At 57.8% G+C, this 14,239-nt stretch carries 14 protein-coding genes; 4 read left to right on the forward strand and 10 right to left on the reverse strand.

Annotation, left to right across the window (positions count from 1 at the left end; genetic code table 11):
• Nucleotides 1-11: 11 nt before the first annotated feature.
• The 5 genes from uppS to rpsB all read right to left on the reverse strand — a co-directional run bounded on the left by uppS (nucleotide 12) and on the right by rpsB (nucleotide 3,949).
• Nucleotides 12-770 carry a polyprenyl diphosphate synthase gene (gene uppS / locus DFR37_RS00675; protein ID WP_180148025.1) on the reverse strand — a complete coding sequence of 253 codons (759 nt, stop codon included), beginning with the start codon at nucleotides 768-770 and terminating at the stop codon, nucleotides 12-14.
• A 33-nt stretch (nucleotides 771-803) separates the two neighbouring features.
• Nucleotides 804-1,364: a ribosome recycling factor gene (frr, locus tag DFR37_RS00680; protein ID WP_113931326.1), complete on the reverse strand. Its 561-nt coding sequence runs from the start codon at nucleotides 1,362-1,364 to the stop codon at nucleotides 804-806.
• Nucleotides 1,365-1,377: 13 nt separating this feature from the next.
• Entirely contained in the window at nucleotides 1,378-2,094 is a 717-nt protein-coding gene (pyrH, locus tag DFR37_RS00685; RefSeq protein ID WP_113931327.1) for a UMP kinase, read from the reverse strand.
• A gap of 99 nt (nucleotides 2,095-2,193) precedes the next feature.
• The gene (gene tsf / locus DFR37_RS00690; RefSeq protein ID WP_113931328.1) at nucleotides 2,194-3,072 is read right to left on the reverse strand and encodes a translation elongation factor Ts; all 879 of its coding nucleotides are present in this window, start codon (nucleotides 3,070-3,072) and stop codon (nucleotides 2,194-2,196) included.
• A 124-nt stretch (nucleotides 3,073-3,196) separates the two neighbouring features.
• Nucleotides 3,197-3,949, reverse strand: coding sequence for a 30S ribosomal protein S2 (gene rpsB, locus DFR37_RS00695; protein ID WP_113931329.1), 753 nt, complete (start codon nucleotides 3,947-3,949; stop codon nucleotides 3,197-3,199).
• A gap of 261 nt (nucleotides 3,950-4,210) precedes the next feature.
• Here rpsB and map point away from each other — a divergent pair, with 261 nt between their 5' ends.
• The 4 genes from map (at nucleotide 4,211) to DFR37_RS00715 (ending at nucleotide 9,970) form a co-directional block, all read left to right on the forward strand.
• Nucleotides 4,211-5,017 (forward strand): type I methionyl aminopeptidase, encoded by an 807-nt coding sequence (gene map, locus DFR37_RS00700; RefSeq protein WP_113931330.1) that lies wholly within the window; start codon nucleotides 4,211-4,213, stop codon nucleotides 5,015-5,017.
• A 35-nt stretch (nucleotides 5,018-5,052) separates the two neighbouring features.
• Nucleotides 5,053-7,620 (forward strand): [protein-PII] uridylyltransferase, encoded by a 2,568-nt coding sequence (locus DFR37_RS00705; protein ID WP_379881321.1) that lies wholly within the window; start codon nucleotides 5,053-5,055, stop codon nucleotides 7,618-7,620.
• A 74-nt stretch (nucleotides 7,621-7,694) separates the two neighbouring features.
• A complete protein-coding gene (locus tag DFR37_RS00710) occupies nucleotides 7,695-8,174 on the forward strand; it encodes a disulfide bond formation protein B (protein WP_113931332.1) in 480 nt (159 codons plus the stop codon).
• Nucleotides 8,175-8,746: 572 nt separating this feature from the next.
• Complete coding sequence (locus DFR37_RS00715; RefSeq protein WP_113931333.1) at nucleotides 8,747-9,970, forward strand: porin; 1,224 nt, start codon at nucleotides 8,747-8,749, stop codon at nucleotides 9,968-9,970.
• Nucleotides 9,971-10,154: 184 nt separating this feature from the next.
• Here the strand turns inward: DFR37_RS00715 and DFR37_RS00720 are convergent, their stop codons facing one another.
• The 5 genes from DFR37_RS00720 to DFR37_RS00740 form a co-directional block, all read right to left on the reverse strand.
• Complete coding sequence (locus DFR37_RS00720; protein WP_113931334.1) at nucleotides 10,155-10,457, reverse strand: type II toxin-antitoxin system RelE/ParE family toxin; 303 nt, start codon at nucleotides 10,455-10,457, stop codon at nucleotides 10,155-10,157.
• A 2-nt stretch (nucleotides 10,458-10,459) separates the two neighbouring features.
• The gene (locus DFR37_RS00725) at nucleotides 10,460-10,744 is read right to left on the reverse strand and encodes a type II toxin -antitoxin system TacA 1-like antitoxin (protein WP_113931335.1); all 285 of its coding nucleotides are present in this window, start codon (nucleotides 10,742-10,744) and stop codon (nucleotides 10,460-10,462) included.
• Between the two features lie 208 nt (nucleotides 10,745-10,952).
• A complete protein-coding gene (locus DFR37_RS00730; RefSeq protein WP_113931336.1) occupies nucleotides 10,953-11,912 on the reverse strand; it encodes a VOC family protein in 960 nt (319 codons plus the stop codon).
• A 10-nt stretch (nucleotides 11,913-11,922) separates the two neighbouring features.
• Nucleotides 11,923-13,398 carry an aldehyde dehydrogenase gene (locus DFR37_RS00735; protein WP_113931337.1) on the reverse strand — a complete coding sequence of 492 codons (1,476 nt, stop codon included), beginning with the start codon at nucleotides 13,396-13,398 and terminating at the stop codon, nucleotides 11,923-11,925.
• A gap of 20 nt (nucleotides 13,399-13,418) precedes the next feature.
• Nucleotides 13,419-14,237, reverse strand: a complete 819-nt coding sequence (locus DFR37_RS00740; protein WP_113931338.1) for an aspartate dehydrogenase — start codon at nucleotides 14,235-14,237, stop codon at nucleotides 13,419-13,421.
• Nucleotides 14,238-14,239: the final 2 nt, after the last annotated feature.

Genomic DNA, 14,239 nt, shown 5'->3' on the forward strand with positions numbered 1-14,239 from the left:
GTAATAGGCGATTATTCGGACTGGGCCAATTGGGCGCTGGTCCGGCCGAACCGGCGCTCCCGGCTACGATACCACTCGAACGCGGCATCGATTTCCTTGGCGTCGAAATCGGGCCAGTAGCGGTCGGTGAAATACAGCTCGGTGTAAGCAAGCTGCCAGACCAGGAAATTTGAAATGCGCTGCTCTCCGCCGGTGCGGATGAACAGGTCGGGCTCGGGGGCCCAGGACATGGAAAGATGAGCGCTTAGCGCCTCTTCGTTGACTTCGTGCGGCGCCACGGCCAGTTCGGGGCGCTCGCGCAGCAGGCGCTGAACAGCCTGCAGGATATCCCAGCGCCCGCCGTAATTGGCTGCAATGGTAAGGTTTAGTGCATTGTTTTTTTCGGTGCGCTGTTCTGCTGCGCGAATCAGGTCTTGCAGCCTGGGCTCGAACGCTGACAGCTCGCCGACCACGCGCAGGCGAACGCCCTGCTCATTAAGCTTGTCGACTTCTTTTTCCAGGGTTTGCACGAACAAGCGCATCAGCAAAGACACTTCGTCTTCGGGGCGGCGCCAGTTTTCCGAACTGAAGGCAAACAGAGTCAGATATTCGACTCCGCGCTTGCCGCAGGCTTCGACGACGCGGCGCACTGCCTGGACGCCGCGAGCATGGCCCGCGGCACGCGGCAAAAAGCGCTTGGTTGCCCAGCGCCCGTTGCCGTCCATGATGACGGCAAGATGCCGGGGCGTGTCGTTGCGCCCTGGAATGGCAAGAGTCGAGCTTTCTGGGATAGACATGGAAATGCTGTGATGATGGCGTGACGGCTAGACCGTCATGATCTCGGCTTCTTTTTGCGCAACCATCTTGTCGATTTCAGCGACGCTTCTATCGGTAAGCTTTTGCACGTCGTCTTGCGAACGGCGCTCGTCGTCTTCGGAGATTTCTTTGTCCTTGACCAGCTTTTTAAGTGACTCATTGGCTTCGCGGCGCAAGTTGCGAACGGCCACTTTGCTGTCCTCGCCTTCGCTGCGCACGACCTTGGTGAGGTCGCGGCGGCGCTCTTCGGTAAGAGCTGGCATAGGTACGCGGATCGTGTCGCCCATCGACACCGGGTTCAAGCCAAGGTCGGAGTCGCGAATGGCACGCTCGATAGCGCCAACCATGGGCTTTTCGTATGGCTGGACACTTAGCGTACGAGCGTCGACAACGTTGACATTGGCCACCTGCCCCACGGGCACGGGCGAACCGTAGTACTCAACCTGAACATGATCAAGAATGCCTGCGTGGGCTCGGCCGGTACGGATCTTGGCCAGATTGGCCCTGAGCGCTTCCAGGCTTTTTTCCATGCGTTCTTCGACAGATTTTTTGACCTCTGAAAGGCTCATTACTATTCCTTTTTCAAACGTGAACCAGTGTACCTTCATCTTCGCCCGCTACGATGCGCTTCAGGGCGCCAGGCTTATTGATGGAAAATACCTTGATCGGCAATTTCTGATCGCGGCACAACGCAAATGCCGTGGCGTCCATGACTTCAAGACGGCGCACTATGGCCTCGTCGAAGCTGATGCGGGCGTAGCGCGTAGCGGATGGATCTTTATTGGGGTCGGCGCTGTAGATGCCGTCGACCTTGGTTGCCTTGAGTACTATTTCAGCGCCGATTTCGGCGCCGCGCAAGGCGGCGGCCGTGTCGGTAGTAAAAAACGGGTTGCCGGTACCAGCTGCAAACACCACGACCTTGCCTTCTTCGAGGTAGCGCAGCGCCTTGGGACGGATATACGGTTCGACGACCTGATCGATATTCAAGGCGGATTGAACCCGGGTATCGATGCCGCGATGCTTCAAAGCATCTTGCAAGGCCAGGGCGTTCATGACGGTAGCCATCATGCCCATATAGTCGGCTGTTGCCCGGTCCATGCCCTGGGCGCCGGGAGCCACGCCCCTGAAAATATTGCCGCCGCCGATCACAATGGCCAGCTCGACCCCTTGCGCCGCGACTTCGGCAATTTCTTCGGTCATGCGCAAAATCGTGCTGCGGTTGATCCCAAAAGCGTCTTCGCCCATAAGCGCTTCGCCGGAAAGCTTGAGAAGAACGCGCTTGTAGGATCTGGTGGTCATAAAAATTGCATCCCGAGTAAATAAACCAACGAAAGTTTAAGCCAAGGCCGGGTTGGGCGTACAGTCCCTTCCCGGCCTTGGGTTGCTAAAGCAAACGGCTTAGGCGTTGCCGGCAGCTGCGGCGGCCACTTCAGCGGCAAAGTCTTCCGACTTTTTCTCGATGCCTTCGCCTACGACGTACAGGGCAAACGACTGAATGGCAGCGCCTTTTTCTTTCAGCATCTGCTCGACGCTTTGCTTGTCGTTCTTGACGAAAGGCTGGGACAGCAAAGTTACCTCTTTAAGGAACTTCTGTACCGAACCTTCAACCATTTTGGCGACGATTTCAGCCGGCTTGCCTGATTCGGCGGCCTTTTGCTCGGCGACCGAGCGTTCCGCCGCGATCAGGGCGGCATCGACACCGCTGGCGTCGATGGCGCGCGGCTTGGTGGCCGCAATGTGCATGGCCAGGTCCTTGCCGGTTTCTTCGGGACCGCTGAATTCGACCAGCACGCCGATCTTGCCGCCGTGCACGTACGAAGCCAGTTGATTGGCGGTTTCAATGCGGTGGAAACGGCGCACGGAGATGTTTTCGCCGATTTTTCCGATCAGGGCCGAGCGGGTGGTTTCGACGGTGCCTTCGCCGAAGGCCAACTCGCCCAGGGCCGCGACGTCGGCGGGATTCTTTTCGGTAACCAGCTTGGCCAATTGGTCGATGAACGAAATGAAATCGTCATTCTTGGCGACGAAGTCGGTTTCGCAGTTGACTTCAATGACCGTGCCCTGCTTGGCATCCGGGGCAATGTACAGGCCCACCAGGCCTTCGGCCGTGACGCGGCTGGCTGCCTTGCTGGCCTTGTTGCCCAGCTTGACGCGCAACAGCTCTTCGGCGCGAACCAGGTCGCCGTCGGCTTCAGTAAGCGCTTTTTTGCATTCCATCATGGGCGCGTCGGTTTTTTCGCGCAATTCCTTGACCATCGATGCGGTAATTTGAGCCACAGTATTCTCCAATATCTAAAACACGCCCCGGGAGGACCGGGGCAGGGGCAGACAAATAGCGGCAAGCCCCGCTTGAAAGCCGGGGCAGCCTGCGGCCAAGCCTTGATGGCTTGGCGCAATACGCTTACTCGCCGCGCTCTTCGTCGACCTCGACGAATTCTTCGCCGCCTTCGGCGATTTCTTCGACCAGACCGTTCAGGTTCTGCTCACGGCCTTCCAGCACCGCGTCGGCCATGCCGCGTGCATACAACGCAATGGCCTTGGCCGAGTCGTCGTTGCCGGGAATGACGTAGTCAATACCGTCGGGCGAGTGGTTGGTATCGACCACGGCCACAATTGGGATACCCAGGGTGTTCGCTTCGGCAACGGCAATCTTGTGGTAGCCGACGTCGATGATGAACAAGGCGTCGGGCAAGGTGTTCATGTCCTTGATGCCGCCGATGGATTTGTTCAGCTTGGCCAGTTCGCGTTCGAACATGAGACCTTCTTTCTTGCTCATGGATTCGGTCGCGCCTTCGGCTTGCTGGGCTTCCATTTCTTTCAGGCGCTTGACCGAGCTCTTGACCGTCTTGAAGTTGGTCATCATGCCGCCCAGCCAACGGCTGTCGACATAAGGCATGCCGCAACGGGCGGCTTCTTGTGCCACCAGTTCGCGCGCTGCACGCTTGGTGCCCACGAACAGAATGTTGCCGCCGCGAGCTGCAATCTGGCGCACGAACTTGGCCGCTTCCTGGTATTTGACGACAGTCTGTTCCAGGTTGACGATGTGAATCTTGTTACGCTGGCCGAAGATGTACTGGGACATCTTGGGGTTCCAGTAACGGGTTTGGTGGCCAAAGTGCACACCGGCTTCCAGCATTTCACGCATTAAAGACATACTATTCTCCAAGGGTTGGTTCTTGTACCAGGCCTGTACCCAAAAACGCAAGGCACGCAGTAAGGCTTACAATGAAGACCAAACGCCGCTTGCGGATCCGGACACCCTATTGGTGGCTGGCACGCGATTTAAAACTAATGACGATCTAAAACTAATAATTTAGAACTGGCTTCCCCCAAATTACCCTGCCTTTATTCAAAAGTAGGAAATTTGGGAAAGCCTATAATTCTACTATCTTTACACCATACTATTCAAGTTGACATGAGCAACCTCGTTACCGACCCCACCGATCTGGATAAAATGCGCGCAGCCTGCCAGGCTGCGGCGCAAACGCTGGACTTCCTCGAACCGCACGTCAAGGCAGGCATCAGCACCGGCGAACTCGACCGGCTTTGCATGGATTTCATCACCAACGAACTCAAGGTCAAGTCGGCCACCGTAGGCTATGCGCCACCTGGCTACCCCCCCTTCCCAGGCTCGATCTGCACCTCGGTGAACCATGTAATCTGCCATGGCATACCAGGCGACAAAGTCCTCAAGAACGGCGACATCATGAATATCGATGTCACCGTCATCAAGGACGGCTGGTTCGGCGATACCAGCCGCATGTACTACATAGGCGAACCCTCGATCCTGGCCAAGCGCCTTACCGAAACTACCTACGATTGCATGTGGATGGGCATCGAGCAGGTGCGCCCCGGCGCCACGCTGGGCGATATCGGCCATGTCATACAAAAACACGCCGAAAGCCAGGGGTTCTCGGTGGTGCGCGAATACTGCGGCCATGGCGTAGGAAGGCAATTCCACCAAGATCCGCAGGTCTTGCATTACGGCAAGCCGGGCACCGGCGTCAAACTGCAGCCTGGCATGATCTTCACCATCGAACCCATGCTCAACGCCGGACGCAAGGAAATTCGCCAACTGGCCGACGGATGGACCGTCGTAACGCGCGACCACAGCCTGTCGGCGCAGTGGGAACACAGCATATTGGTTACCGACACCGGCTACGAGGTGCTGACGGTATCGCCCCGCATGCCGGCCCCTCCGGCTTTCGCCAAAGCCGCCTAAGGCTTTATTTGGCCATGAATTCCCCGGTTACCGCCATGACGGCCAAAGACCGGCTCAATCTGCGCCGCCAAGAGGCTATCGAAAATTATCGCAAGCAGCCGCGCCCGGAGGCGCTGCTGGCGGCCCTGCGCCGCGTTACCGACCAGACCCTGCGCGAAATCATTCAGCACACCCCCTTGCCGCAGGGCGCCGCTATGGCGGCCGTGGGCGGCTACGGACGCGGCGAGCTGTATCCCTACTCGGACATCGACGTCCTTATCCTGCTGCAACAGCCGCCCTCTGCGGCCGACACCGAAAAGCTGGAGGCACTGGTTGCGGCGTTATGGGACCTGGGCCTGGACCTGGGACACAGCGTACGCACAATAGCCGATTGCCGGCACGAGGCGGCCAGCGACATAACGGTGGAAACCGCGCTGATGGAGGCCCGTTGGCTGGCGGGCAATAAACCCCTGCTGGAAACGCTGGTGCGCACGATGCACGAGCAGCAAGACGCACAAACGTTTTTCCAGGCCAAGCGCGCCGAAATGCAGCAGCGCCACGCACGCATGGGCGATACGCCGTATGCGTTGGAACCGAACTGCAAGGAATCGCCGGGCGGCCTGCGCGACCTGATGGTTCTGTTATGGGTCTGCCAGGCGGCGGGCATAGGCCAGAACTGGGGCGAGGTCGGCCAGACCCAATTGCTGACCGCCACGGAATATCGCGCCCTGAGGCGCGCCGAGCTGGCCTTCAAGCGCCTGCGTATCGAACTGCACCTGCTTAGCGGGCGGCGCGAAGACCGCCTGCTGTTCGACCTGCAGCCCGCGCTGGCCGCCATCTACGGCTTTGAAGCGGCCAAAACGCGCCGCCCCAGCGAATTGCTGATGCAGCGCTATTACTGGGCCGCGCGGGTGGTAAGCCAACTTACCACCATCCTGATGCAAGCCGTCGAGGAAAAACTGTTCCCTCGCCCTGAAGACGAGATCGAAGCCATAGACGACGACTTTCGCATCGTGCATGGCCGCCTGGACATTACCCGCGACGACGCCTTCGAACGCAAGCCTACCCTGCTGTTCCGCGCATTTCTTGTCATGCAGGAAAGGCCGGCACTCACCGGCATGTCAGCCCGCGTCATGCGCGCCATGTGGCACGCACGCAGGCTTATCGACCCGCAGTTTCGCCGCAATCCCGTCAATCGCTATTTATTCATGCAGATCCTGCAGCAGCCGCAAGGCATAGTCCATGCCCTCCGGCGCATGACCATGCTGAATATCCTGCCGCGCTACCTGCCCGAATTTCGCAAGATCGTGGGACAAATGCAGCATGACCTGTTCCATGCCTACACCGTGGACCAGCACATACTGCGCGTCATCCGCAATTTGCGCCGCTTCACCATGCCCGAGCATGCGCAGGAATTTCCCCTGGCAAGCCAGCTTATCGCCGACATGGACAGGCACTGGATTCTTTATGTGGCGGCCCTGTATCACGACATAGCCAAAGGCCGCGGCGGCAATCATTCCGAACTGGGCGCGCGCGACGTGCGCCGCTTTTGCAAAAACCATAATATCGACGACGCCGACACCGAGCTGGCCGAGTTTCTGGTGCGCCAGCACCTGACCCTGTCCCAGTACGCCCAAAAGCGCGACCTCAGCGACCCCGCCGTCATTCACGAATTCGCCCGCATCGTCCAGACCAAGCGGCGCCTGGCGGCGCTGTATTTGCTGACCGTGGCGGACATACGCGGCACCAGCCCCAAGGTCTGGAACTCCTGGAAGGGCAAGCTCCTTGAAGACCTGTACCGGTTGACACTGGGCGCACTGGGCGGAGAGCAGCCGGATACCGGCACCGTGCTGGCCCAGCGCAAAGAAGCCGCGGCCGCCGAAATACGCTTGCTGGGCCTGCGCGACGACAGCCGCGACGAGTTCTGGTCGGAACTGGACGTGGCTTACTTCCTGCGCCACGAGGCTTCTGAAATCGCCTGGCATACACGCCATTTGTATTACCGGGTGAACTCGCCCGACCCGGTCGTCAAGGCACGGGTCATCGGCCAAAACGAAGGTTTGCAAATCATGGTGTACACCCCGGATCGCGACGACCTCTTCGTGACCTTGTGCCGGTATTTCGGCCAGCGTGCGCTGGGGGTCCAGGACGCACGCATCCATACCACCCGGCACGGCTGGGCGCTGGACAGCTTTATTGTGCTTTTGCCTGCCCACGACAAAGACTACCGCTCGCAAGCCTCTCTGGTCGAACATGAACTATACGAGCGGCTGGCAAGCACCACACAGGCGCAAGCCCCGATATCGCCCTACACCATCTCCCGCCGCTCCTCGTCGCGCCGCTCAAGGGTTTTTCCGATCGTTCCCAATGTTCTGCTGCAGCCCGACGAAAGCGGTCGCTCATGGCGCCTGGCCGTCGCCGCTTCAGACCGGCCCGGCCTGCTGTATAGTTTGGCGCAGGTATTCGAGGCGCATGCGGTCAGCCTCAAGATGGCCAAGATCATGACCCTGGGCGATCGAGTCGAAGACGTTTTCATCGTCGAAGGCGCCGCGCTCGAAAACCCGCGCACTCAATTGCAATTCGAGCGCGCCGTACTGGCCAAGCTGGATGAGACCGGTATTTAGCCGCCGAGTATCGATGCGCGACCTTTAACCTGCGGCATCCAAACGCTTTTTAGAAACTTTCTTTGAAAGACATCATGACTCTTACCGCCACCCGCATTCTGAACCTGATTGCCCTGCTGTGCGTCGCCGCTGTGGCGGTTGCACTGATATCCCAGCATGTGTTCGACCTGCGACCCTGCGCCTGGTGTGTGCTGCAACGCCTTATTTACCTGACTATTGCCGTTGTTAGCTGGCTTGGCGTGCTGCTGGCCAGATTGCCCGGCATACGCCGCCTGGCCGCCTTGGTAGCCACCTGCCTGAGCGTAAGCGGGTTTATCGCTGCCTGGTACCAGTACACAGTGGCAGCCAAGTTGTTTTCCTGCGACTTGACCTTTGCCGACCGCTTTATCGTCAAATCGGGGCTGGATGCACATGTGCCATGGCTATTCGGCATTTTCGCCAGTTGCATGGATGCCAGGGTAAACCTGCTGGGCGTGGAATACGCCATCTGGAGCCTCGCGCTGTTCGGACTGCTGGCGCTGTTAGGTCTGGCTGCGCTTCTGCGGCGGGCATAAAGGCCGGGGCTGCCTGACAATGCCCGAGGGCTTCACGGCCTCTCCTATAGAGCAGCCTGCTTCAAACAATAATTTTCTTCTGCGTTTTGCCTGGCATGGCAAAGCTTGCGCATGGGCGAGCTTTCTGCACCGCCGAATGTTTCCGTTTTATTAAGAAATTATTAAACCCTGCTAAAACGGCCTGTTAAACACCAATTAATGCCCTGTATCTGTAACGACAAGGCCATTCATGTTGTTTTTATACGCATGTTGTGTTGTTTTTATGCCGCATTAGCTGCCAAAACGGGATAACCCTTATCGTGCCCTATAACTGCCATATATAAAATCATTTCTAACAAAGATCAGGCAGTTACACGAAGAATACTTAGTAGCCACCAGTAACTGATCGGGGACAAATCAACACTGTTTTGCTGTCATTTTCACTTTAGCAGTTGGGCATTGTTGTAAATTGAAGCATCTGTATACATTTGGTAAGACTTTTGTAATAATGGCAGCGCTTGCACTCAAGTGCTGCCATCTAGCAAAACCAATATAAAACAGATTTATTTTCATCAACGTTGGAGAAGAAACCAATGAAGTTAAAAGCACTAACCATCGGGTTGGCCCTGTCCTTCCCCCTGCTGGCCTCCGCCCAAAGCGACACCAGCGTTACCCTGTACGGCGTTATCGATACAGCCATTGAATATGTCAGCGGTGTTGCCTCGCCAGATCGTAGCCCAGGCGCAGCGCCAGGCTCCTATGTCAAACATAGCTCCACGCACTTCACTAACCTGACCTCCTACTGGACTTCGTACTGGGGTCTGCGCGGCACTGAAAAAATCAGCGACAACCTCAGCGCCGTCTTCACCCTGGAATCGGGCTTCAACCCCGGTACCGGCACTTCGCTGCAAGGCGACCGCCTGTTCGGTCGTCAATCCTATGTCGGCCTGACCGGCGACTGGGGCCAAGTGGCTTTCGGCCGTCAGTACAACATGCTGATGCGCGCTTCGCTGGCCGCCGACTTCCTTGGCCCCAACGCCTACGGCCTGAGTACTCTTGACAGCTATATCCCCAACACCCGTATGGATAATTCCATTACGTACATGGGCAATTTCTCGGGCATAAAGCTTGGTCTGGCTTATTCTCGTGGCCGTGACACTGTTAATACCGTCCCTCAGACTCCAGCTTCCACTAATTGCGGTGTCGATTACACAAACCAAACCGGTTGTAGCGCATATTCCGCCATGCTCGGCTACGATAGCTCCAACTGGGGCGTAGCAGCGGCATATGACGTCATCACCGGTACTGGCAACCGCGTAGGCACTCTACCAGTCGGTAATTACTACGACTTGGCTGACGGCCAAAAAGACCGCCGCATCATGGCTAACGGTTACTTCAAAGTCACTCCTGACCTGAAATTCAGCGTGATCTATTTGAACCGCAAAACCGATGCACAACAAGGCATCATCAGCGGCTCCAACCAAGGCACCAACACGGGTTCCGGCTCGCTCGGTGATCGTAGCGACCTCTGGTCGATCAACGCCGCTTACAACGTTACACCGGCTGTGACTCTGGACGGTAGCGTGAACTACATCAAGTTCAACAATGCAGTCAACACCTCCAGCGCCTGGTACTACGTTGCTCGCGCCAAGTACTCGCTGTCCAAGCGCACTTCGGTGTACGCTTCGGCCGCTTACATCAAGAACAAGGGTGACAGCGCCATCTCCGCAGCTGGTGGTACCGCTGGCCGTGGCTTTGGTGTAGAACCCGGCAAAGGCCAAACCGCTGTCATGGCTGGCCTGCGTCACAGCTTCTAAGCTAAGTTAGTAATGCTGTAAACCGAAGCGGGACTCATGCCATAAACATGGCTCCCGTTTCGGGTAAAAGCAGGTAACACCGTAGTATTCGTTCTTTTCCGTAGATTTGAGTTTATCGGGTTGGCCTTTGCGCTTAACCCGATTTTTTTATTTTCGGTTGTCGAAAACAAAAGACGACACAAGCTCAGGAAGCTGGAATCGTATAGCCAGCTTCTCGTTGGCTACGGACAGCCAGAACGAAAATAGTATCGATTTCGGCTATATAGCGATACAACGCCATATAACCATGTGATCCACGCCCTATTACCAGCTCTCGCTTATCATTATTTACTGGGCGGCCGATCAAAGGATTATGCTCGAGCACATTAAGCGCTTCAATGATTTCTTGAATGCGGTGCATCGAATTTTCGACTTGATACTGAGCCAGGTGTTCAAGTATGCGGTCAAAATCGTCGCCCACTTCATCAGCCAGCTCAATACGCGACATTTTCAGCGTGCCAGCTTGCGAGCAACTGGACGCTTCACCTTCTTGCCAGCAAGACGATCTTGCAAGTAGCCACGCATTTCCTCCCAGGGAATACTCTTTCCTGAAGCAACAATACGAGCGTAGCGCTCCTCGGCAACTGTATCGAACCGAGATTGCGCCTCGTCATGTTCGGCTTTCTCCACAATGGCCTCGATGATAAAGCCATGGGCTGTGGTGCCTGAACGTTCCGCCGCCACGACAACGCGAGCTTTCAGCTCTTCGGACAAACGTATAGTTGTCGTAGCCATAATCTCATCTCCAACGCTAAAACATATACCTAATGTAGCACATAAGTGCTACTGATTCCTCAGACCAAGAGATACCCACTATAAGTGGCGAACCACACATCGGAAAGATCCAGCGAATACAAACGACAATGGGGGAAAGCACGCACTTTTATAGCGCGGCTACCCCCCACTGGAACATAGCGCCGAAGCGCTTTGCTGCCGGATGGCTTTACTTCTTGTCGGTCAGGAACTTGCCCTCGGGCGCGGCTATGTCCTTCTGGCGGCGAGTGTTGCCGTCCAGCCCGCCGTCGACCGCCCATTCGGCAAAGCGCGTAGGCGCGGGCTCGAACTCGCGCGCGACCCAGTCTTTGTCGAGCTGGTCTTCGTCGGCGTAGTATTCGATCAGGCCCCCGGCCGGGTTCTGAAAATACCAGAAATAAGCCGAGGAAATGGGATGACGACCGGGGCCGAGCTGGGTTTTCCAGCCGCAGCGGTCGATCTGCAATCCGCCGCCGAATACTTCGTGTATGTCGCGTACGGCAAAAGCCACGTGGTTCAAACCCACCTTGGCGTCCGGCGTTTGCAGCAGGAACAGGTCGTGATGGCCGCCATCGGCATCGCAGCGCAGGAATACGCCTCGGCCGGGATAGCGGTCGGAAGGCACGAAGCCGAAATTGTCGACATAGAATTTTTCGGTCTGCTCTACGCTCTTTACGAAAAACACCACGTGGCCGACTTCGATCGGGCGCGCACGTTCGTAAATGGGGCTGCGCGCATTGCGGCGCGGCTTGTCGGCCCAGGTATTCATCTGGCCGCACTCCAGGTCCAGTTCGCGCTTGCGCGTTACCTGGAAGCGCACGGATAGCCCGATGGGATCCACGCAGGAAAGGCTGCCGTCGGCGTAGTTGTATCCCGGCAGCTTTTTCGAGCTTTGCGCCAGGCGATCAAGCACTTGCTGGCTGGATACGCCCCACACTACTTCGCGCAGGGTCGGTCCTTTTTCGATGGGAGGCGGCAGATTCGGCGCGTCGGTCTTGACCACATTGACCAGGCAGCCGTTGAGCGTGGAAAAACCCAGCTTGGCCGAAGTCTCGGAAACGAGCTCCAGGCCCCAATCGAGGAAGAATTTCTTGCACTGTTCGAAATCGTCCGCACCGTAGGTGATTTCGTCGATACCCATTATGTCCATAGCTGACTCCTTAATTTGCCCAGGGCAAGGGTTGTTCGTTCATCCCCCAGTACACGGCCTTTTGCTCCATGTATTGCAAAATGCCCAGCCGGCCTTTTTCGCGGCCCAGGCCGCTGTCGCGCCAGCCGCCGAAGGGCGTGGCGATGGAGAACTGTTTATACGTATTGATCCAGACGTTGCCGGCTTTAAGCACCCTGGCCAAATGCCAGGCTTTTTTGTAGTCGCGCGTCCAGATGCCGGCGGCCAGCGCATACACGCTGTCGTTGGCTTGTGCGACAAGATCGTCCATATCGTCGAAAGCCATGGCCACCAGCACCGGGCCGAAGATCTCTTCCTGGCAGATGGTGTCGGTATTCTTGAGCCCTTCGATAATTGTAGGCAAAAAGTAGCTGCCCTTGTCGTAGAGTTCGCCCTTCGGACGCTCGCCGCCCACGCGCAGCACGCCGCCTTCGTCCAGGCCTATTTTCACATAGCGCTCGACCGAGGCGCGATGGCTTTCGCTTATAAGCGGGCCCATTTGCGTGCCGGTATCGGAAGGATCGCCGACGCGCAGTTTCTCAGCGCCCTTCGCCAGACGGTCCATGAACTCTTTGTATATGGGCCGCGCCACGAACAGGCGCGAACCGGCAATGCAGGATTCGCCGGACGAACTGAAAATACCGTACAACACGCCGGCAACGGCGTGGTCCAGGTCGGCGTCTTCAAGCACGATGGTGGGCGACTTGCCGCCCAGCTCAAGCGAAACCGGCATGAGTTTTTCGGCCGCGATCTGGGCAATATGCTTGCCCACCGAGGTACCGCCCGTGAACGAAACGCGGCGCACCAGCGGATGGCGGGTTATCAGGTCGCCAATGACGGACCCCTTGCCGGGCAGCACGCTCAGGACGCCTTTGGGTAATCCGGCCTCTTCGCAAATACGCGCCAGTTCCAGCGCAAGCAAGGGCGTGATCTCGGCGGGTTTCACCACCACCGAGTTGCCGCCCGCCAAAGCCGGCGCGATTTTTTGCGCCTCGCTGGCAATCGGCGAATTCCACGGCGTGATGGCAGCTACAACGCCCATCGCTTCGTAAACGCTCATCGACATATAGTCGCCGCGCGGCGGTGTGATTGTTTCTTCCAGTGTTTCGCAAGCCGACGCAAAGAACTGGAAAGTGCCGGCCGCGCTGGCCACCAGAGCGCGCGTTTCATTGATGGGCTTGCCGTTGTCGCGGCGCTGCAACTGGGCCAGATCTTCGGCCTGCTCGCGAATGAGGTGGGCGATGCGGTATAGGACGGCAGCCCGTTCGTGCGGCTTGCGTTGCGACCAATGACCTTGCAGGTAAGCTTCATGGGCGCCCTGGATGGCCGCTTCAACGTCGCCGGCATCGGCCGCATTCAGCGTGCCAACGACCTCGCCGGTTGCTGGATAGCAGGTGTTGTACTTTGCTCCGCCGCCATCGCGCCAGGCGCCGGCAATGTAAAGAGGCCAATGTTTGATAGTGTTCATTTCTGTCCTTTGGGCCCGTGCTAAATGGCAACGGGCAACACACGGTTATGCAGCGCGCGCACGACGCTGTACACGGTCAACGCCGAGGTTTTCGGATTGCTGGCCAGCGGCTTGCCCTTCAGGGTTACGGCCATGAAGCCGAACGCGCCCTGAGCTTCGTAATAGTGGATATTTTCTTTGACCGTGGGATCGGCGTACAGTTCGACCCGGGTGTTGTCCAGGCCGATGCCCGCCAGCGACAAAGTGGCCGCCACATTGGCATTCTTGGGAAATAAACGTGCCGCATCGCGCGCCGAGCCGGAAAAGAACAATGTGCTTTCTGTCAGGTTCCTGAGGTCCAGGGTGTCTTCGGCCGGCGTGCCCAGCCAGCCCAAAGGCGGCTTGCGTCCGGTATACACGACCGAATCCAGCCCGGCCACTTTGGCGGCCGCCAAAGCGTCTATGCCACCGACGGCGCCTGACAGCAGGTGCACTTGCGTGCGCCCTTTGTCGGCTGCTGCTTCAAGCTGTTCGGCCAGGCCCGGCGCCGACAAAGCGCCGATGGACACCACCATGCAGGGAATTCCCGCCGCCAAGGCCGGCAGCACATGGGCTTGAATGGCGCTGTGGCCGGCGCACTCCACCACCAGATCGGGCCGGTCGTCGCCAACCGGAACGTCAGTCAGCGCCTGCACCGCCATGCCCGCGGCAAGCTCCCCCAATTCGGCCTGAACGGCCTCGCGGCGCGCCTCGGACACGATGATCTGCGCGATCTGCAGCCTGGGCTCGTTCTTGAGAATATCGAATACGGCACGGCCAATGGCGCCGAAACCCACCAGGGCTATACGTTGTTGCAACATGC

This window comes from Eoetvoesiella caeni, assembly GCF_003315175.1.
GTDB classification, from domain to species: Bacteria; Pseudomonadota; Gammaproteobacteria; order Burkholderiales; family Burkholderiaceae_B; genus Eoetvoesia; species Eoetvoesia caeni.